Origin of the sequence: Curtobacterium sp. MCBA15_012, assembly GCF_001864935.2 — a bacterium.
In the GTDB taxonomy this organism is placed as follows: domain Bacteria; phylum Actinomycetota; class Actinomycetes; order Actinomycetales; family Microbacteriaceae; genus Curtobacterium.
The window spans coordinates 31276-50407 of record NZ_CP126267.1 but is presented as its reverse complement, the minus strand read 5'-3'; the positions used below and the strand labels follow the sequence as shown (position 1 = coordinate 50407).

The 19132-nt window shown below is 71.6% G+C and carries 23 protein-coding genes and 1 pseudogene; 7 read left to right on the top strand and 17 right to left on the bottom strand.

Going from position 1 to position 19132, the window contains the following annotated elements; translation table 11 throughout:
* Positions 1-103 precede the first annotated feature (103 nt).
* The 3 genes from QOL15_RS00260 to QOL15_RS00250 all read right to left on the bottom strand — a co-directional run bounded on the left by QOL15_RS00260 (position 104) and on the right by QOL15_RS00250 (position 2819).
* Complete coding sequence (locus tag QOL15_RS00260) at positions 104-1423, bottom strand: carboxylesterase family protein (protein WP_071248248.1); 1320 nt, start codon at positions 1421-1423, stop codon at positions 104-106.
* Between the two features lie 100 nt (positions 1424-1523).
* Complete coding sequence (locus QOL15_RS00255) at positions 1524-2021, bottom strand: MFS transporter (protein WP_254784142.1); 498 nt, start codon at positions 2019-2021, stop codon at positions 1524-1526.
* Between the two features lie 12 nt (positions 2022-2033).
* The gene (locus QOL15_RS00250; protein ID WP_254784141.1) at positions 2034-2819 is read right to left on the bottom strand and encodes an MFS transporter; all 786 of its coding nucleotides are present in this window, start codon (positions 2817-2819) and stop codon (positions 2034-2036) included.
* A gap of 254 nt (positions 2820-3073) precedes the next feature.
* Here QOL15_RS00250 and QOL15_RS00245 point away from each other — a divergent pair, with 254 nt between their 5' ends.
* Complete coding sequence (locus tag QOL15_RS00245) at positions 3074-3889, top strand: sugar phosphate isomerase/epimerase (protein ID WP_175473158.1); 816 nt, start codon at positions 3074-3076, stop codon at positions 3887-3889.
* On the top strand, positions 3886-5001 hold the full coding sequence (locus tag QOL15_RS00240) for a Gfo/Idh/MocA family protein (RefSeq protein WP_071248242.1): 1116 nt from the start codon (positions 3886-3888) through the stop codon (positions 4999-5001). Before QOL15_RS00245 ends, QOL15_RS00240 begins: the two co-directional genes overlap by 4 nt.
* Positions 5002-5071: 70 nt before the next feature.
* Here the strand turns inward: QOL15_RS00240 and QOL15_RS00235 are convergent, their stop codons facing one another.
* The 5 genes from QOL15_RS00235 to QOL15_RS00215 all read right to left on the bottom strand — a co-directional run bounded on the left by QOL15_RS00235 (position 5072) and on the right by QOL15_RS00215 (position 8674).
* Entirely contained in the window at positions 5072-6076 is a 1005-nt protein-coding gene (locus tag QOL15_RS00235) for a hypothetical protein (RefSeq protein WP_139197528.1), read from the bottom strand.
* Positions 6077-6155: 79 nt separating this feature from the next.
* Complete coding sequence (locus QOL15_RS00230; RefSeq protein WP_253181675.1) at positions 6156-6752, bottom strand: ABC transporter ATP-binding protein; 597 nt, start codon at positions 6750-6752, stop codon at positions 6156-6158.
* The gene (locus tag QOL15_RS00225; RefSeq protein ID WP_071248236.1) at positions 6749-7777 is read right to left on the bottom strand and encodes a peptidoglycan-binding protein; all 1029 of its coding nucleotides are present in this window, start codon (positions 7775-7777) and stop codon (positions 6749-6751) included. Before QOL15_RS00225 ends, QOL15_RS00230 begins: the two co-directional genes overlap by 4 nt.
* An 11-nt stretch (positions 7778-7788) precedes the next feature.
* Positions 7789-8394, bottom strand: coding sequence for a hypothetical protein (locus QOL15_RS00220; RefSeq protein WP_065963765.1), 606 nt, complete (start codon positions 8392-8394; stop codon positions 7789-7791).
* Position 8395: 1 nt separating this feature from the next.
* Positions 8396-8674 (bottom strand): hypothetical protein, encoded by a 279-nt coding sequence (locus QOL15_RS00215; RefSeq protein WP_065963764.1) that lies wholly within the window; start codon positions 8672-8674, stop codon positions 8396-8398.
* A 100-nt stretch (positions 8675-8774) separates the two neighbouring features.
* On the opposite strand from QOL15_RS00215, the gene QOL15_RS00210 reads away from it, so the two are divergent.
* Complete coding sequence (locus tag QOL15_RS00210; RefSeq protein ID WP_071248232.1) at positions 8775-9335, top strand: MOSC domain-containing protein; 561 nt, start codon at positions 8775-8777, stop codon at positions 9333-9335.
* An 83-nt stretch (positions 9336-9418) separates the two neighbouring features.
* Here QOL15_RS00210 and QOL15_RS00205 read toward each other — a convergent pair whose 3' ends face one another.
* The 5 genes from QOL15_RS00205 to QOL15_RS00185 form a co-directional block, all read right to left on the bottom strand.
* A complete protein-coding gene (locus QOL15_RS00205; protein ID WP_216093139.1) occupies positions 9419-10072 on the bottom strand; it encodes a response regulator transcription factor in 654 nt (217 codons plus the stop codon).
* Entirely contained in the window at positions 10005-11201 is a 1197-nt protein-coding gene (locus tag QOL15_RS00200) for a sensor histidine kinase (RefSeq protein ID WP_305404992.1), read from the bottom strand. The genes QOL15_RS00205 and QOL15_RS00200 overlap by 68 nt, the downstream gene beginning before the upstream one ends.
* Positions 11202-11300: 99 nt before the next feature.
* Positions 11301-11912, bottom strand: coding sequence for a TetR/AcrR family transcriptional regulator (locus QOL15_RS00195; RefSeq protein ID WP_071248226.1), 612 nt, complete (start codon positions 11910-11912; stop codon positions 11301-11303).
* 52 nt (positions 11913-11964) lie between these two features.
* Complete coding sequence (locus QOL15_RS00190; protein ID WP_071248223.1) at positions 11965-12522, bottom strand: MarR family winged helix-turn-helix transcriptional regulator; 558 nt, start codon at positions 12520-12522, stop codon at positions 11965-11967.
* Between the two features lie 47 nt (positions 12523-12569).
* Positions 12570-12752, bottom strand: coding sequence for a hypothetical protein (locus QOL15_RS00185; RefSeq protein WP_065963754.1), 183 nt, complete (start codon positions 12750-12752; stop codon positions 12570-12572).
* Positions 12753-12910: 158 nt separating this feature from the next.
* Here QOL15_RS00185 and mgrA point away from each other — a divergent pair, with 158 nt between their 5' ends.
* Positions 12911-13954, top strand: coding sequence for an L-glyceraldehyde 3-phosphate reductase (gene mgrA, locus QOL15_RS00180; protein WP_065963751.1), 1044 nt, complete (start codon positions 12911-12913; stop codon positions 13952-13954).
* A gap of 76 nt (positions 13955-14030) precedes the next feature.
* Here the strand turns inward: mgrA and QOL15_RS00175 are convergent, their stop codons facing one another.
* Both QOL15_RS00175 and QOL15_RS00170 read right to left on the bottom strand, forming a co-directional pair.
* Positions 14031-14864 (bottom strand): alpha/beta hydrolase, encoded by an 834-nt coding sequence (locus QOL15_RS00175; protein WP_071248220.1) that lies wholly within the window; start codon positions 14862-14864, stop codon positions 14031-14033.
* The gene (locus QOL15_RS00170; RefSeq protein ID WP_071248219.1) at positions 14864-15391 is read right to left on the bottom strand and encodes a phenolic acid decarboxylase; all 528 of its coding nucleotides are present in this window, start codon (positions 15389-15391) and stop codon (positions 14864-14866) included. Before QOL15_RS00170 ends, QOL15_RS00175 begins: the two co-directional genes overlap by 1 nt.
* Before the next feature lie 62 nt (positions 15392-15453).
* On the opposite strand from QOL15_RS00170, the gene QOL15_RS00165 reads away from it, so the two are divergent.
* The 3 genes and pseudogenes from QOL15_RS00165 to QOL15_RS00155 all read left to right on the top strand — a co-directional run bounded on the left by QOL15_RS00165 (position 15454) and on the right by QOL15_RS00155 (position 17050).
* Positions 15454-15927, top strand: coding sequence for a MarR family winged helix-turn-helix transcriptional regulator (locus tag QOL15_RS00165; RefSeq protein WP_071248216.1), 474 nt, complete (start codon positions 15454-15456; stop codon positions 15925-15927).
* 162 nt (positions 15928-16089) lie between these two features.
* Positions 16090-16539, top strand: a pseudogene (locus QOL15_RS00160) (Hsp20/alpha crystallin family protein); the annotation flags it as partial.
* Between the two features lie 202 nt (positions 16540-16741).
* Positions 16742-17050 carry a hypothetical protein gene (locus QOL15_RS00155; RefSeq protein WP_071248212.1) on the top strand — a complete coding sequence of 103 codons (309 nt, stop codon included), beginning with the start codon at positions 16742-16744 and terminating at the stop codon, positions 17048-17050.
* An 84-nt stretch (positions 17051-17134) separates the two neighbouring features.
* Here QOL15_RS00155 and QOL15_RS00150 read toward each other — a convergent pair whose 3' ends face one another.
* Together QOL15_RS00150 and QOL15_RS00145 are read right to left on the bottom strand one after the other, a co-directional pair.
* The gene (locus QOL15_RS00150) at positions 17135-18016 is read right to left on the bottom strand and encodes a manganese catalase family protein (protein ID WP_065963743.1); all 882 of its coding nucleotides are present in this window, start codon (positions 18014-18016) and stop codon (positions 17135-17137) included.
* A 32-nt stretch (positions 18017-18048) separates the two neighbouring features.
* A complete protein-coding gene (locus tag QOL15_RS00145; protein WP_071248209.1) occupies positions 18049-18927 on the bottom strand; it encodes an SDR family oxidoreductase in 879 nt (292 codons plus the stop codon).
* Positions 18928-19132 lie beyond the last annotated feature (205 nt).

The window sequence follows — 19132 nt, the reverse complement described above, 5'->3', positions numbered from 1 at the left end:
TCTCGGTATGTACGGCACATCACCCCACGACGGACGCTGCCCGGCCCCGACCCGGGCCCGGAGAGACCCATGCCCGGAGGGACCCGGCCGCGAGGCCCCCGCCTCACCCCCGGTCGAACACGATCGTCTCGTCGTCCGGCACGGACACCCGCCCGGTCCGCGCGAACCCCGCCCACACCGCACGGAGCGCCCGCCCCCGCCGCTCGACCGCCGGCCACTCCCGCGCGGGCACGAGGCGACTGCCGACCCAGGCCTCCCGCCCACCGAGCAGCATCGGCACGTCGCTCATGTGCACGGCCCCGGTCGGCGCCGCGGTCGCCCCGCGCAGCAGCCGGTAGCCGACGGCGTTCCCCCCGGCGGCCCGGTGCCGCGCGACGAACCGGCGGACGTCGCGCCCGTAGATCACCTCGGAGAGCGGCCGCACGACGAGCCAGCGCAGGAGCGACCGGGTCGGCCGGTACCGGGCGAGGGTCCGGACCCCGGGGATCATCGGCACGTACATGCCGGTCTCGTCGGACCCCGACCCGATCAGGACGTCCACCTCGGGTGCCGCGGCGCGCCAGGCCCGGTCGGTGTCGCGCTCAGCGGGGAGCGGTGCGTGGCCGTACTGGGTCCCGAAGGGCATGCCGCCGGCGAGTCCGAACCGGAGGGCGACCCGTTCGGCCCGCTCCTGACGGTCGAGGACCTCGTCGAGCGGCGTGTCGGGGTGCACCACGCCGACCGACCGGACCAGCGCGCGGCTCATCCGCGCGCGGCCGCGGGAGAGCCCGAGCGGCGCGCTCTGCACGATCGCCCGACGGAACAGCCCGCGGGCGCCGTCGCTGATCAGCAGGTGCGCGATCGCATCACCGCCGGCCGACTGCCCGAACAGCGTCACCGTGTCGGGGTCGCCGCCGAACGCGGTGATGTTCCGCTGCACCCAGCGCAGCGCCTCGAGCAGGTCGAGCAACCCGAGGTTCGCGGGCACCGTCCTGCCGTCGCCGAGGAACCCCAGGACGCCGAGCCGGTAGGTCACCGACACGACGACCACCCGCTGCTCGGTCACCAGGTCGCGGGCGTCGTGGATGGGCAGGTCGCCACCACCGATGACGTACGACCCGCCGTGCACCCACACCATCACGGGCAGGAGTTCGTCCGGGCGGACGTCGCTCGGCAGCGTGACGGTGAGGCGCTGGCAGTGCTCGTCGACCTGCAGGTCCATCGGCGGCAGCAGCTGCTCCATCGCCGGCGACGTGCGCTGCGGCGCGACGGGGGCCGGCGTGGTCGCCGGGTACGGCTCGGCGGAGTCCGGGTACGGCTCCGGCGGCGCGAAGCGGTCGGCACGGGCGTACGGGACGCCGAGGGCGCGGGTCACCGCGCCGTCGACGACGGCGGTGACCGTCCCGGCGGGGGTGTCGAAGGGACGGGTTGCGGGGGTCGGCACCGGCTCACGGTACCGACGTGACCCCGGGACGGACGGGAGGCGCGGTGCGGGCCGGCACCGCGCCTCCCGTCCGTCGTCGGGTCGCGTGTCGCGACGGGCGCTACCGGACCCGCTTGATGGGGATGACCACCAGGGCGCCCACCAGGGCGACCGCTCCGGCGGCCCAGCACATGAGCTCGTAGTTGTCGGCGTGCGTGCTGCCGACGGACAGGAAGAACAGCGAGATGGCGGGGGCGAGCGACTGCGGCAGCGCGTTCGCGATGTTGATCACCCCGAGGTCCTTGCCCGGCCGGTCCGCGTTCGGCAGCACGTCGACGACCAGGGCGGTGTCGATCGCCGAGTAGATGCCGTAGGCGAAGCCCATGACCACCTCGGCGACGTAGAAGCCCGTCACGGTGTCGGCGTGGGCGAGCACGACGAGACCGACGGCGAACAGCGCGGTCGAGCCGCCGACGAACACCTTGCGGCGGCCGAGGCGGTCGGACGCCCAGCCGGAGACCGCCGCGCTGACGAGCAGCGCGATCGTGTAGAGCAGGACACCGAACGCGACGGCCTTGGTGGCGTCCGCGAGCTTCTCGATCCCCAGGTGCTCCTGCATGTACAGCAGCCGTTAGGTCGTGAACATGAAGGTCGCGAGGATGATGAGGAAGCGCGACCACCACGCGAACGCGAAGTCGGGGTTCTTGATCGGGTTCGTCCAGAACGACGACACCAGGTTGCGCCACGTGAACTTCTTGAGCGGGTACGTCGGCAGGTCGTCGCGGGCGACCACCGCGTACACGACGACGAGCACCACGGCCAGGACGCCGGGGGCGATGAACAGCACCGGCAGGTTCGCGACGAAGAACACCGACAGGTAGGTGCCGGCGAGCACGGCGGTGTTCTGCGCGAGCGCGATGATGCTCGACGACCGGCCGCGCTGTGCCTGCGGGACGTTGTCCGCGAAGCTCGCGAGGAGCGTCGCGAGCGTCGCGTTGGCGGCGACCTGCGCGAGCAGCCACGCGAGCGTCAGGTTGAACACGTCCGGTGCGGAGGCGATCCAGGCCAGGGCGACGAGGAAGACCACGACGCCGCCGAGCAGCCAGGGACGCCGCCGACCCCACCGCGTGCGGGTCCGGTCCGAGAGCGCGCCGGCGAGGGGGTTCATGAGCAGTGCGCCGAACGCGCCGATCGGCAGCACGGAGCCGATCACGGTGGCGGCGTCCTCGCCCACGAGCGCCTGCGCCTTGATCTGCATGCTCACGTAGACCGGGGCCATGAGCGCCACGAAGAGGCCGAACTGTCCGAGGAAGAGCGCGACCTGGTAGCCCACCCCCACCCGCATGGTGCTGACCGGTTGGGTGATCCCCTCTTCCGGGTTCAGCAGGGCCGGACCGCCGGGTTCGGGTGTGCTCATGACGCCTCCTCGAGTCGATGCAGAAACCTTGTCGTACTTGGTTTCTGGTGGGGAGCCTACATCGATCGCCGGGATGCGCGACACATGTCGTGGTGTGGAGCGGTGCCCGACGCACGGTGGAACGGCCGGGACGTCGCCTGGCGCAGAAAACTACACAGCGGGTGGTTTTTGCGGTAGCGTCGTCTTCGATCTCGCCGTGGAGCATCGCTCCTCGACGGGCGCGACACCCAGTCAGGACCGAAGGAGCCTCTGCCATGCCCACCACCTCTGTGCAGCTGTACTCACTGCGCGACGCCATCGCCGAAGACCTCGACAAGGCGATCGCCCGCGTGCGGGAGATCGGCTACGAGAACGTCGAACCGTACGCGTTCGTCGAGCGTGCAGCCGACCTCGAGAAGGCCTTCGCGGCCACCGGCCTGCAGGCCCCGTCGGGTCACGTCGCCGTGATCGACGCCGAGGACACCGCGCCGATCTGGGACGCCGCCGAGCGCCTCGGCATCCGGACGGTCATCGACCCGTTCATCCCGACCGACCGCTGGCAGACCGCCGACGACGTCGCGAAGATCGCCGAGCGCGTCAACGTCCTGACCGCCGAGGCAGCCGCGCGCGGCCTGCAGTTCGGGTACCACAACCACCAGTGGGAGTTCACGAACAAGGTGGACGGCAAGACCGTCTACGAGCACTTCGTGTCGCAGCTCTCCCCCGAGACCGTCCTCGAGGTCGACACCTTCTGGGCGACCGTCGGCGGTGCGGACGCCCCGGCCGTGCTCCGCTCGCTCGGTGACCGCGTCGTCGCGATCCACGTCAAGGACGGCAAGGTCGACGGTGACATCCTCACCGCGCTGCCGTCGTCGGAGAGCGCCCTCGTCGTGCCCGAGGCCCTGCAGCGCGCCTTCGAGAACCAGACCCCGGCCGGCCAGGGCGACGTCGACGTGGCGGGGATCCTCGCCGCGGCACCGCAGGCCATCCGTGTCGTCGAGTTCGACGCCTACTCGGGCGACGTCTTCCAGGGCATCACCGAGTCCCTCGCGTGGCTCCGCGCCAACGACACCGCCGGGAGCGCCGCGTGAGCCGCGTCGGGATCGGCATCATCGGTGCCGGCAACATCTCCACCCAGTACCTGACGAACCTCACGCAGTTCGCCGACGTCGAGGTCCGCTTCGTCGCCGACGTCCTGCAGGACCGCGCCGCCGCGCAGGCAGCCGAGTACGGGGTCGCGGCGTCCGGTTCGGTCGATGAGCTCCTCGCCCGCGACGACATCTCGATCGTCATCAACCTGACGATCCCCGCCGCACACGCCGAGGTCGACCAGCAGATCATCGACGCCGGCAAGCACGTCTGGAGCGAGAAGCCGATCGCGACCGACCACGAGTCGGCCGCCGCGGTGCTCGCGTCGGCGAAGGCGAAGGGCCTGCGCGTCGCGACGGCGCCGGACACCGTGCTCGGCGCGGGCATCCAGACCGCGCTCCGGGCCATCGCCCGCGGGGACATCGGCGAACCGCTCACCGCGACGACGCTGTTCCACGTGCCCGGGCCCGAGGCGTGGCACCCGAACCCGGACTTCCTGTTCGCCACCGGTGCCGGCCCGCTGTTCGACATGGGTCCGTACTACGTGACGACGCTCGTCCACGCGTTCGGTGCCGCCTCGCGCGTACAGGCCGTGTCGTCGAAGTCGCTCGACCGCCGCACCATCGCCTCGGGCGACCGCGCCGGCGAGACCTTCCCCGTCGAGGTCCCCACGCACCACGCCGCGCTCATCGAGTTCGCCGGCGGGCAGTCCGCCCAGTCGACGTTCTCGTTCCAGCACGCACTCCCCCGCATGGGCTTCGTCGAGATCAACGGCACGCTCGGCACCATCTCGCTGCCCGACCCGAACACGTTCGAGGGCTCGTCGCAGCTGTGGCGCTACGGCCAGGAGGAGCCCGAGACCCTCGAGGCCGTCGGGTCCACCTGGGGCCGCGGCACCGGCGTCGTCGAGATGGCCCGTGCCATCGCCGAGGACCGTCCGGAGCGCGCCTCGGGCGAGGTCGCGCTGCACGTCCTCGACGTGCTGCTCGGCATCCGCGACGCCGCCGAGTCCGGTTCGGCGGTGACGATCGAGTCGTCCGTCGAGCGCGTGGCCCCGCTGCCCGAGGACTTCGACCCCGCCGCCGCGGTGCTCACGGCGGGCGTCGACGCGTAGTCGACCGCACCACCGTGGAACGGCCGGCCCCACTCGGGGCCGGCCGTTCGTGTGTGCTGCACCGTCACCGTCACCGTCGCTCCTTGAAGTAGCGCAGCAACGAGCGCTCACGCACGCACGAGACCCCCACGGTGATGCCACCCAGCGCGGCCGCCGCAGCAGCCGCGGTCCGCACGACCACCTCCGCGATGATCGGCCACCGGTCTCCCGCGCTCAGCGGACCGGTCACGAGGAGCGTGGCCAGCACGATGACCACCGCGCCTGGGAGGATCCAGGTGACCCCCTGTGCCAATTGCGTCGCGAGCTGCGCGCTGCGGGTCACTCCGACGTGACGGTCGCTCGCGAGCGCGAGGCGGCGCCGGAGCACGATCGTGCATCCCAGGACCGCGGCGACGGCGGCGGCGAAGGACTCGACTGACGACGGAACCACTCCGTCCGCTCGTCGGGTGGCCGAGAAGGTGGCCCCGAACGTCCCGTTGAGTTGACGGAGCGTCGGCGGCTCGCCGTCGCCGACCTTCGGCAGCAGTGTGGCGCTGAGCGCAGCCACCGACGCTTCGTCCTCGGGCCAGATCGTGGCCCAGCACTCGTCGAAGGGACGGCCGTCGAGCGGCGCCACGCCGACCGCGGCCCAGGACAGGGGACTCACACGTCCGTCTTCGGGGTGGTCGTAGACGGCGGCGACCGGCACCGGTGCATCCGCCGTGGCGAGGTCTTCGCCCGCGCCGACCCCGAGTGCACCAGCGAGACCGCGCGGGAGGAGCACGCCAGGACTCCCTGAGCGTCCCGGTGCGACGCCGAGCACGCGCTCGAAGCCCGGGGACACCTCGAAGAGCGGGACCGGCGACCGAGGGGTAACGGCGGGCACGAGCTCGGCCTCGGTCCGGCGGACGGCTCCCGCGGCGACGACGTTGGGTAGCTCGACCAGGCGGGAACACGACCGGCCGTCGATCCGTCCGTCCGATCGCTCGATCGAGGTGGCTGCACCAGCTGCGACGAAGCGCTCTGCCTGCCGGACGTCAGCAGCCCGCTGCCCAGCAGCAGCGACGAGGAGCCCACCGACGAGAAGGACGAACACCGCGGCCGCTGCGGCCGTCGCCCCCGCCCCACTCCGAACGTCCCGGGACGCCTCGTCCACGATCGAACGCAAGCGCACCTCAGCCCACCTGACCGAGCTCGTGGACGGTGTCGCACGATGCTCGCGTCGACGGGTCGTGCGTCGCGACGACCACGGCGAACCCGTTCCCGGCGAGTTCTCGCACGGCACGGTCGACCTGCGACGCCGTCGAGCGGTCGAGCTGCGCGGTCGGCTCGTCGACCAGGAGCACGTCCGGAGCGGAGGCGACCGCCCGGGCGAGCATGAGTCGTTGCGCTTCGCCACCGGACAGGTCGCGGAAGCGGGCACCCACCCGACTGCCCAACCCGAACCGGTGCAGGAGCGCCTCCGCTCGGAGTTCCGCTTCGGGACGGCGCGCACCGCTGGCCAGGTACGGAAGGGCCACGTGGTCGACCACGCTGCGACGCGCGACGCCGTGCGGGTTCTGGAACACCCATCCGACCCTGATGCCGTCGTCACGCTCCACGTGGCCACACGTGGGCTCGACCATGCCCGCGATGATGCCGAGGAGCGTCGACTTGCCGCTCCCGCTCGGGCCGACGAGCGCGTGCACGACACCGCGTTCCAGGCGTGCGTCGACACCACGGAACAGCCAGCGACCGTCGCGGAACCGGTGGCCGACGCCGCGGAGCGTCACCGGCACCGTCGACCCGCGTCAGGGTGCAGCAAGACCGAGGAGAATCCCCCGCTCGGTGCCCGCACGTACGACTGACCGAGCTCGGATCCCACGACGGCGACCAGCACCGCCTCACGGCGGCGAGGAACCTGCACACACGCCTGGTCGTCGCGGAGGTCGTAGAGCGCCGCGGGTGGTACGACGAGGACGGTCTCCGGCTCGTGGAGACGCCAGTCGGCAGGGATGCTCGCAGTCCCGTCCTCGACCGTGGCGGAGGCGTACTCGGGTGTCGACGCGATCGCAGCGAGCGCAGCGCGGTCGCGGACGACCCCATCCGGATCGACTGGCGCGGTCACCTGACCGACGCGCACCTCGCGTGCACCCGGCGTTGCACCTGCCGGCGGCGCGACCGTGGCCCCGACCAGGTCGACCGGTAGTGACACCAGAGGCGCTCCCCGCTCGGTCGGAGTGCCGACCGTCCCGTCGCACGCCCTGGCAGGGACGGCATCCGCCGGGATCCACGCGAACCGGTCGAGCGGGACCCCGGCGGTGAGCCGGAGACCAGAGCCCGCTGACCGGAGCAGGCGTTGTGCTGCACGGACCGTCCGAGGCCCGACCCTCCCGTCGTCGGCGACGGGGAAACCGAGCGCGCTCAGCGACCGTTGGAAGCCCCGGACGTCCGAACCCTCCGTACCGACCTCGAGGTCGCGCCACAGGGGCTCGTCAGTCGCCAGCGCGATGACCACCTCGCCGTCCACGGTCGCGATGACCGACCCGGAGCGCACGGGCTCTCCGGAGGCGCACGAGAGGCTCGTGAGCACGCCGGACCGAGGCGCCGCGACCGTTCGTGGCCCGCCTGCGACGAGTGAGAGTCGGAGGAGACGAGCGTCGTCGTCGCTGCGTTCCTCGACCGGCACCGCATCGACGGGACGCGCGGACCGAAGCGCCTCTGGTTCGTCCAACGCGGCACCCAGCAGCGCGGCCGACGCCCCGAACGCTCCGGCCGCCACGAGGGCGAGCACACCGGTGGACCAGTGCGTCGACACCGCGCTGCGCCTCATCGTCGGTACCAGCGGCCGAGCGGGTCGAGTCGGCACGCCTCGGCCGCGGGGTCGAGGGCGTCGAACGACCAGTCGTCGCGCGCGTTCTCCTCGTTCCAACGGTCGTCCGTGTAGGACCCGTCGACGAGGCCAGCGGCGCGGAGGCAGCGCACCGCGATGGCGGCTTCGTCGAGCTGCTCCGGGTTCCGGCGAACCTGCTCGTACAGGAAGCGGATCGAGCCGTCCCAACGACGTTCGCAGGTCTGCAGCACCGGGTCCGAGTGCTCGAAGAAGTCGTCCGGGTACGAGCCGTCCTCCGAGCCCAGTTCGAACCCGCCCGTCGCGTCGTAGGTGATCGTGTACCCAGCATCGGCGAGGCACGACGCCACGTGCGACCGTGTCTGTTCGTACTCGGCGACGGACACCGCGCCGTCCCGGAGGACGTCACGCTCGTACGCGCTGTGGGCACCCGCGTACGCGGTCTCGAACTGCGCTGCCCACGGGCCCTCGAAACCGCGGGGCCCTCCCCTGGCCGCGTCGGTCGGTGTGGCCGTGGCGGAACACCCGACGACCGATCCGGACACGAGGAACGCGATCACGACCGAGCGGACCGTGCGCTCCACGTCAGCCCCTGAGCGAGTAGCCGTAGGACACGACGTTGCCCCAGCAGGCGGACTGCTTCGACCACTGACGGGCGTTGGCCCAGTTGCCGTACTTCGACGCCGCGTTCCTGATCGCGTCCCAGTGGCGCGCCGGGACGCCCGAGCACTCGTTGTAGGCCTGCCACGTGGTCACCCTGTTGACACACGGCACCGCGCCCGCGGGCTCTGCGTGCACCGTGACGGCGACGAGCCCTCCGCCCACGAGTGTCGCAGCGATGGCCAACACCGAGATCGACTTCACGTCATTCCCCCTTCGTATCCAACGTTCCACACGACGATATATCTCCGCTCCGGTCTCGTCAATCGAGCCAGACCGCGCGGACGTGCACCAGGATGGGACCGTGACCGGGGACCAGCACGACCAGCCGCACGTCGTCGCGGTGAGCAGGGACGACGAACACCGCTTCAGCAAGCCCGTGGTGGACGAGGTGCGCCTCGTCGCCGGGTGGGGCGTCGACGGGGACGCCCACGCCGGCACCACCGTGCAGCACCGCTCCCGGGTCGCGCGGGACCCGTCGCAGCCGAACCTGCGGCAGGTGCACCTCGTGCACGCCGAGCTCTTCGACGAGCTCGCGCCGACCGGGCACCACGTCGAGCCCGGCGAACTCGGCGAGAACGTCACGACCCGGGGCGTCGACCTCCTGGCCCTGCCGGTCGGCACGGTCCTGCGGCTCGGCGCCGACGCCAGCGTGCAGGTCACGGGACTGCGCAACCCGTGTCAGCAGATCAACGACCACGACCCGGGACTGCTCAAGCAGGTGCTCGGGCGCGCCGAGGACGGCAGCGTCGAGCGCAGGGGCGGCGTGATGGGCGTCGTCCTGACCGGTGGGGTCGTCCGGGCCGGCGACCGGATCACGGTCGAGCTGCCCGTCGGCGAACGGCAGCCGCTCCAGCCGGTCTGACCGCTCCGGAGCCACCCGAGAACGCGCCGCGAAGCGCGCACCCGCCTCGCGAGTCTCCTGGACAGAACCGGGCGAGACGTCACTCACCGCGAAGTGGCACCGCTCATCCACCCAGCCCGATGGGCGAGCACCGCGATCTGCACGCGGGTCCGAAGTCCGTACGCACGGAGGATCGCGGCCAGGTGCGTCTTGACGGTCGCCTCCGATATCCACAGCGCCCGAGCGATCTCCGCGTTGCTCAGGCCGTCGGCGACGAGGAGCGCCACTTCCCGGGCCCGCGGGGACACCTCAGGGAAGGGCATGTCGTCGCCGACGCGCAGTGCTTTCGTCTCTCGCATCCGGGACAACAGCAGTCGCGTGGCGGCCGGAGACGCCACGGCTCCGCCGGCGTGCACCTGCCGGACCGCGCGGACTATCTCGTCGCGGTCCGCCTCCTTCGCGAGGAAGCCGCTCGCTCCGGCCTCGAGACCGCGCACGATGTTCTCCTCGGTCTCGTAGGAGGTCAGCAGGATCACGCTCGGCCCGTCCTCGAGCGCGGTGAGGGAGGCCGTAGCCTCGACGCCGTCGATCCCGGGCATCCGAATGTCCATCAGGACCACGTCGGGTCGGAGTCGATCGCTCCGTTCGATCGCCGAAGCGCCGTCGTGGGCATCACCGACGACGGCGATGTCAGGTTCGGAGCGCAGCATCATCACCAACGCCGAGCGGAGCAGGGGTTGGTCCTCGACGACGAGCACGCTGATGGACGACACGATCCGGTTCTCCGTTCCGGTGCGGGATGGTGATGTCGAGCGCCCACACCTCTCGCTCGTCGTCGAGACCGGCGTGGAAGGTTCCTCCATGCTCCTCGACCAGGGTCTGCATGCTCGCCAGGCCGAGAGCCGAACCCGAGCTGGGTCTGCGATCGTCGGGACCGTCGACGATGCCGTCGTTCTTGATCCGGAGCACGATGTCGTCGCCCTCTCGACCGAGTACGACGGACACCAACGAGGGCTCGGCGTGCTTCAAGATGTTCGAGATTGCCTCACGGAGGACTCGGAGCACGGTCCGCTCGACTCCTGGGTCGAGCAGACCGCCGTCGATCTCGGACCGGACTGTGATGCCCGACCGCACGAGTCCCTCGAGGAGATCCCGAGCATTGAGCGACATCGACGGCGCGGACGTCTCTTCGCCTCGGATCGTCCGGAGCAGGTGCCGGATGTCCTGCAGTGCCGCACGACTGGACTTCCCGGTCTGCTCGATCGCGCGCCGAGCCCCTTCGAGGTCGCCCAGGTCGACGGCGACCCCAGCAGCGTCCGACAGTCGAGCGGCCAAGCACGCCGAGTTCGTCAGTGCGTCGTGCACCTCAGCAGCGATCCGGGCCCGGTGTTCGGCGGCTGCGCGTGCCTGCTCTGCCAGCCGAAGCTCCTCGCGGCGATCACGCTCGAAGGTCTTGAGCGCCTCGAGTTCGATCAACCGCTCGCGCTGCCCACGAGCCCTGAGGCCGAGCCAGGTAGCGAGCCCGTACGCGATCAGGCACAGCGCGAAACCGCTCCGCGTCCGTCCGGCGAAGGGGACGGACGCCACCAGCACGGCAACACTCCCCGCGAGCGCGAACAGCGCCTGCCGCCGACCGCGGAGGTCGGCCAGCGAGAAGAGCGCCAACGCGGCGGTGAAGGGTTCGGCGGCGATGGCGGTGCGCCGACTCTCGAACTCGAGTGCGAGGACGACGACCAGGGTCGCCCACGGCGCTGCTCGGCGCAGGAATCCGAGCGCGAGCACCGCAGAGATCGGGAGAGCCCACTCCCAGCCGACGTAGGCGATCCGAGGTTCACCGTCCGGCCCCCATCCGAAGGAGTAGGCCATCACCACGACGAAGGTGCCCACTGCGAGCACGGCGTCGTCCAGACGGGAGATGCGCGGTGGTTCTGTCCGCCGTCTGGTTCTCAGCACCCAGTCATGATATTCAGAATTTCACAGTTCTGGTCAAGCCGTCGGCGGGACGAGCGACTCGAGCAGCCGCAGGACCCGCTCGCCGTCCACTGCGTCGGGGTCGAGCAGCCACTGCACCTGCAGACCGTCGGACGCCGCGATGCACAGGCTCGCCAGGTCGGCCGGGTCGAGGTCCGCGCGGATGCGCTCGGCGGCCTGGTCGGCGGTGATGAGCTCGGCGAGGTCGGCCCGCAGGCGCGTGAACCGCTCGCGCATGAAGTCCCGCGTGGTCGGGTGGCCCTCCTGCACGGCGTCGGCGGCGAGCGTCGTGTAGAGCTGCACGAGCCCGGGGACCGCACGGTTGCGCGTCGCGCTCTCCCGCATGTCCCCGATCGCCGACTTCATCCGGTCCGGTGCACCCTGCTCACGCACCTCGTGCTCGCGGTACACGGCGAGCAGCAGTTCGTCGCGGCTCGGGAAGTAGTGCCGGAGCGCCGCGTGCGTGATGCCGAGCGAGTCGGCGACCGACCGGAGCGACGACGCGTCGACCCCCTGTGCGGCGACCATGCGGATCATCTCGTCGAGGATCTGCGCCCGGCGTTCGGCACCCTTGCGGTACCCACCGCGCCGGGGTGGGGTCGCGTCGTCGTCGACCACGTTCGTCATCCCCCCAACTTACCGCTGGAAGGTTTTCGCGCCACCCCCGGTGAGCCCGCGATCAGGAGTCGATCGGCTCCGACGCCCCCTCCGGGTCGACCGTGTACTCGTCGACGGGCGTGGGCGCACCGCCGACGAGCGCCTCGGTGACCTGGTCGAGGCACCGCGCGAGCACGGCGTTGTCCTCGGTGGACAGGTGGTCCATCACCCCGACCACGGCCTCGTGGAAGCGGGCGTACGACGAGTCGATCTTCTCGGCCGCCTGCACGGTCGGCTCGAGCACCTGCGCGCGTCGGTCGGTCGGGTGCGGCGACCGCACGATGTCGCCCTTCGCGACGAGGCCGTCGACGATCTTCGTCACCGAGGCGTTCGACACGTTGAGCATGACGGCGAGGTCCTTCGGCCCCATCGCCCGCCCGTCCCGGTGCGCCTGGAGCAGGTACCGCACGGCGAGGAACTCGTTCTTCGTCAGGCTGCTCTCGGTCCTGGCCTGCTCGAGCTGCTGCTCCTGGACGTGCTGCAGTCGGAGGAGGGCGTCCACGGCGGCCTTCGCGGCTCGGGACCGGGGCTCCCGGGCGTACAGGTGCATGTGCTCTCGGCGGACGACGGTCAGCGGCATCGGGTACGACGGTCTCTCTGTACGACGGGCTCGGCGGGGCGTCGGGGTCAGACGCTCGCAGCCGTGAAGAAGTCAGCGTACGACGGTTCGCTGCGCCGGGACAGGAGCGACGGGTCCTGGACGCGGCGCTCGACGTAGGCGTCGATGACCGCCGGGTCGGTGAGTCCCACGCGGGTGTGCGAGGCGCCGATCCGCGCTCGCTGCGGCATCCCGGTGTACGTGCTGTGCATAGCGATCCCGCCTTCCTGCGTCGTGGTGTCCTGGTCGGACGACAGAACTGTTCCACGGCGTGAACAGTTCGTGCAACGAACGGTTCGCGTTCTGTACGGTTCGCGCACCGGCCCGTCCCGGACGCTGCGCCAGGGTGGGTCGGGCCAGGATGGGAGCCATGGCCTACACCGCTGCGGACGACCGCTACGACTCGATGCCCTACCGCCGGACGGGCCGCTCCGGCCTCGACCTGCCGCTGCTCTCGCTGGGCTACTGGCACAACTTCGGCGACGACAAGCCGTTCGAGACGCAGCGGGCGATCAGCCGCCGCGCGTTCGACCTCGGCATCACGCACCACGACCTGGCGAACAACTACGGCCCGCCGTACGGTGCCGCCGAGGTCAACTTCGGCCGGCTCATGCGCGAGGACTTCCGGCCCTACCGCGACGAGATGGTCATCTCGACCAAGGCGGGCTGGGACATGTGGCCCGGGCCGTACGGGCAGGGCGGCGGGTCGCGCAAGTACGTCCTCGCCTCGCTCGACCAGTCGCTCGAGCGCACGGGCCTCGACTACGTCGACGTCTTCTACTCGCACCGTCTCGACGCGTCGACCCCGCTCGAGGAGACCATGGGCGCACTGCACACCGCGGTGCAGCAGGGCAAGGCGCTGTACGTGGGGATCTCGTCGTACGACGCCGACCGTGCGCGCCAGGCCGCCGCGATCCTGCAGGACCTCGGCACGCCGCTCCTCATCCACCAGCCCTCGTACTCGATGCTCAACCGCTGGATCGAGACCGAGGGGCTGCTCGACGCGGCCGGCGACCTCGGGTTCGGTGTCATCGGGTTCACCGCGCTCGCACAGGGCCTGTTGACCGGGCGCTACCTCGACGGCGTCCCGGAGGACTCCCGTGCCGCGGCGGGCAAGTCCCTCGACGCCGGCTCCCTGACCCCCGAGGTCGTCGAGCACCTGCGCGCGCTGAACGGCATCGCCGAGGAGCGCGGCCAGAGCCTGGCGCAGCTCGCCCTGGCGTGGGCGCTGCGCGACGAGCGGGTCACGTCGCTCGTGATCGGTGCCTCACGCGTCGAGCAGCTCGAGCAGAACGTCGCCGCGCTCGGGAACCTGTCGTTCACCGACGACGAGCTCGCGCGGATCGACGAGCACTCGGTCGGCGTCCTCGACGTCGACCTGTGGTCGGGCGCACGTTCCGGCCAGGTGAGCTGACCGCCACCCGACGAGACGCAGGTGGGCGGTCGCCCGCGGCGACGTACCGCTGCAGGCGACCGCCCACCTGACGGCGTCAGGCCAGCCCGAGCCTCGCGTCGAGCACCTCGAGCAACCGCTCCCGGAACGGCACCGACGACCAGCCGTGGTCCGCGCCGTCGACGACGGTCAGCGTCGCACCCGGCAGGAGCTCGGCGTACCGGCGCCCGTACGACACCGGCACGATCGTGTCCTCGGTGCCGTGCACCACGTCGACCGGACCGGTGTACCCGGCGACCGGCCCGTAGACGTCCAGGTCGGCGCGGACGTCCTCGATGAACGCGGCGCCGAGCACCATGCCGCCGAAGTCGAACCAACCACGCTCCCGCACCGGGGCGAGCGGCTGTCCCTGGATGACGTCGTCGACCGTGATGTCGTCCACGACCACACCGGCCGGCGACCACAGGGTCAGCGTCCGGACCAGCTCGGGGGCGCGGGCCGCGGCCAGCGCCGACTCGACCGCGCCGAGGCTGTGCGCGACGACGTGCACGCCCTGGCCCCGGTCGGCCGCGCGGATCATCGCGACGACCTGGTCGACCTCGTCGCGGATGGTGATGTCGGCGAACTCGCCGTCGCTCACGCCCTGACCGAGCCGGTCGTGGCTCCGGACGACGGCACCGCGGGCGACGAGGTGCCGCGCGGTCTGCACGAAGAGCTGTCGCCCACCGGTCGCGCTGTCGCTGAACCCGTGCACGAGCAGCACGACGGGCGCGTCGGCAGCGGACGCGCCGGCACCGGACGCGCCGGCACCGGACGCACCGGACGCAGGGTCAGCCGGCTCCCACTGCCACCCGCGGATCGTCCGTCCGTGGTGGTCGAGCGTCGTCGGCGAGACCCGCGGGTCGGCGGCCTGCAGCGGCACGGCGCCCATCAGTCGGTCCGGTCCGCCCAGCCGGCGGGCAGGTCGCCCGGGGCGGTGTCGATCACCGACTCGTCGTCCGCGCCGACGTGCTCGAACAGCGTGATGTGCGCGAACTCGGGGACGACGTAGATCGGGTAGGTCGGTCCCTCGTCGCGGAAGCGCTGCATCTCGTCGAGGTGGTCGTTCTGGAACAGGACCGTCTTCGACCCGTCGAGCTCGATCCAGCGCGGGAAGAAGATCGTGCCGTGCAGGACGCGCTGCTCGGGCAGGACGTTGACGACGACGCTCGTGCCGGTCGGCTCGTTCCACGACACCTTGTAGACGCCCGCGGCGAGCGCCACGAGGTCGACGGTCTGGTCCTTCACCCAGCGGCCGCCGACGTGACCGGTGTGGATGCGGTAGTCGATCGTCGTCGCGTTCTTGACGTACATCTCGTACTGCCAGCCGTTGGCGTAGGTGTAGACGAACCGGTGTCCGACGATGCCGGAGAGGTCCTGGGGCGGTTCGGGGTGTTCGACGGAGGTGGTGGTGGTCATGACCCCAGCCTGCTCCCGGAATGGTTTTGTTGCAAACAAAACTGGCTGATAGGTTGCCCAGCATGGCGGGTACGGACGACGACACGGCGCGCATCGCCCGCCGGCTCAGCGACCGGGTCGGACCGTTCCGGCGCACACTCCTCCGTACCTCGCGGGCGGTGGCGGGTCTGCCGGACATCCCGGAGGCCCAGATCGAGGTCCTCCGCGCGCTCGGCACCGACCCGCAGATCGGCACGGCGCCCTCCGCCCTCGCCGCGCGCCTCGGCCTCGCCCGGCCCACCGTGAGCAACCTCGTCTCGGCGATGGAGCAGTCCGGCCTCGTCGAGCGCCGGGTCGTCGGCGGGGACGGGCGCCGTGCCACCGTGCACCTGACCCCGCTCGCGACGGACCGCCTCCGGACCTACGACGACGCCGCGACCTCCGTCCTCGTCGACGCCCTCGACCGGCTCTCCGACGCCGACCGGCACGCCCTCGCGCAGGCGCTCCCGGCCCTCGAACGCCTGCACCACGAGGTCGCCGGGCGCCCCGAGGACTGACGGCCCCGCGGCCGGCCCGACGGCCGCAGGTGACGAGACCGGCCGGTCCGATCGTTCCCAGCGACCTCTGAGCCTGCTCTTGGCACTCCTGAGGCGAGAGTGCTAGAACTCTGGTCGTCGGGTCGCGGGGACCCGACGAGGACCACGAAGGAGTTGATCTCGATGACGATGCAGTACGACCCGTTCCGCGAGCTCGACCGACTCGCCGGCACCCTGCTCGGAGCCGGCACGGGCGCACCCCGGTCGATGCCGATGGACCTCTACCGCAGCGGCGACCACTACGTCCTCGACGTCGACCTGCCGGGCATCGACCCGGGGTCGGTGGACGTCGACGTCGACGGGTCCGTCCTCACCCTGCGCGCGGAGCGCACGCTCGGCGCCCCCGAGGGATCGCAGTGGATCACCCGGGAGCGTCAGCCCGGCACGTTCGTCAGGCAGCTCACCCTCGGCGACCACCTGGACACGGCACGCATCAGCGCCGCCTACGACAACGGCGTGCTCAGCGTCACGATCCCGGTCAAGGAGTCGTCGAAGCCGCGCAAGGTCACGGTCACCACCGGCGGCGGCGCCCAGCAGCTCGCGGTCGGCGGCTCCGACGGCCGCGGCACGGACGCCGACGGCGGCAGCTCGGCGACGAGCGCCCTGACCGGCGCAACCAGCACGACCGGCGCAACCAGCACGACCGGTGCAACCAGCACGACCGGCGCAACCAGCACGACCGGCGCAACCAGCCCGACCGGTGCAGCCAGCACGACCGGTGCGGCCGGCACGACGAGCGGTGCGGCCGGCACGACCAGCGCCTGACGGAGGCACGGTGGCAGCACTCATCAACGCCCTGTTCGCCGTCGCCGTCACCACCACGGCCCTGACGGCCACGAGCCTCGACCGCCGCACCGCCGCGCTCCTCGGCGCGACCGGTGGCACGGTCGGGAACTTCCTCGTCTGGGTGGTCGCCCCGGGCGCGTGGGCCGACGGGTGGCTGCTCCCGTGGATCGCGGCCGTCGTCGGCACGGTCGCCCTGATCGCCGGGTGGAGCGCGACGCGCGCCTACGCCGGGATCACGCGACCGGCGCGCAGCGAGCCGGTGGACGACACGACGACCCTCACCACCCTGCGGGGCTGAGACGACGACGGACGGGAGGCGCGGTGCCAGCCGGCACCGCGCCTCCCGTCCGTCTGCCGGTCGCGTCCGCGACCGGCGTGACCACTACTCCTTGTGCAGGGTGTCCTGCACGAGCCCCGCGGTCTTCTCGACCACGTTCGGCAGCTCGGTCGTGCCGTACAGCCGCACGTCCGGGTGCGTGGGCGGGGGCATCGGCACCGACGAGGTGGGGCCGTCGTGGTACGAGTACTCGCCCTTGCCGTCGAACGAGGGGCCGCTCGCCCACGGCCCGTCGGCAGCCGCGGCACCGTCGGAGAAGTTGAGGTACTGGTAGCTGAACTCCGACGCCTCCTTCGCCTGCGGGAAGTTGCTCGGCACGGGGAAGCCCTCCACGCCCTTCTCGCGCAGCTCGGCCGCGGCGGTCGCCCACATGTTCTGGTGCATGGTGTCGCGGGCGATGAGGAACGAGAGCAGGTCCCGCACGCCGTGGTCGTCGGTCATGTGGTACAGCCGTGCGGCCTGGACGCGGCCCTGCATCTCGGCGTTCTCGTTCGCGGTGAAGTCGGCGAGCAGGTTGCCCGAGGCCGTGATGTACGAGCCCTGCCACGGGTTGCCGTTGCTGTCGACCGGGCGCGCTCCGGCGCCGGCGACGATGGCGTGCTGCACGTCGGTGCCGCCCACGATCGCGGCGACGGTCGGGTCGTCCTGCAGCGCGTCCTCGGTGATGCCGAGCGGGCTCTTCTCGAGCAGCTGCGCGATCATCGTCGCGAGCATCTCGACGTGCCCCATCTCCTCGGCACCGATGCCGAAGACCATGTCCCGGTACTTGCCCGGGATGTGCATGTTCCACGCCTGGAACTGGTACTGCAGGGCGACGGAGATCTCGCCGTACTGGCCGCCGAGCACCTCCTGGAGCTTGCGCGCGTAGACGGCGTCCGGCTTGTCCGGGGTGGCCTTGAACTGGAGTTCCTGCTTGTGGAAGTACAAATCGTGCTCCTTCGCGTGCTGGGTTCGGTCGGTCAGAGGATGGGTGTGCCGCCGGTGACGGCGACCCGGGCACCGGAGACGTAGCTGCCGTCGTCGCTGGCGAGCAGCACGTACACCGGGGCGAGTTCGGCGGGCTGGCCCGCGCGGCCGAGCGGCGTCTGCGTGCCGAACTGCTCGACCTCCTCAGGCGGCATCGTCGAGGGGATGAGCGGCGTCCAGATCGGGCCGGGCGCGACGCTGTTGACGCGGATGCCCCGCGGGCCGAGCAGCTGCGCGAGCGCTGCCGACAGGTTCGCGACGCCGGCCTTCGTGACGTCGTACGGCGCCAGGTCGGGCTTCGGGTTGTCGGAGTTCACCGAGCTCGACCCGATGATCGACGACCCCGGGCCGAGGTGCGGCAGCGCGGCCTTCACGAGGTGGAAGTAGGCGCTGAGGTTCGTCGCGAGGGTGTGGTCCCACTCCTCGTCGCTGATCTCCTCGATCGTCTCGTGGGTCATCTGGTACGCCGCGTTGTTCACGAGGACGTCCAGGCCGCCGAGCTCGTCGACCGCGGTCGCGACGACGGACCGGCAGTACGACGGGTCGCTCACGTCGCCGGGGAACAGGACGGCCTTCCGACCGGCCTCCTCGATCCAGCGCTTCGTGTCCTGCGCGTCGTCCTCCTCCTCGGGGAGGTAGCTGACGAGCACGTCGGCGCCCTCGCGGGCGAAGGCGATCGCGACGGCCTTGCCGATGCCGCTGTCGCCGCCGGTGATCACCGCGCGCTTCCCGGTGAGCTTGCCCGAGCCACGGTAGGACTGCTCGCCGTGGTCGGCGGTCGGCGTGAGCTCCCGGTCACTGCCCGGGGGCCGCTGCTGGTCGGGCTGCTGCTGGTCGGGCTGCTGCTGGTCGGGCTGCTGCTGGTCGGTCATGCGCGCTCCCTGTCGTCGTCCGGACGGTGTCGGTCCACCGGTGCCGTCGTGTGCTGTCCGCGACGTCCGGCGGTGGCCGCGGCGTCCGTTCGGTCCGCCACCGGGGCCGTCGTGGGCGATGGTCGGCGGGCCGGACTGGGCAGCCGTCCAAGGTGGACGGATCGCGCGGATCGGGTGGCCGGATCGCGCGGGAGACGCCCCGGCC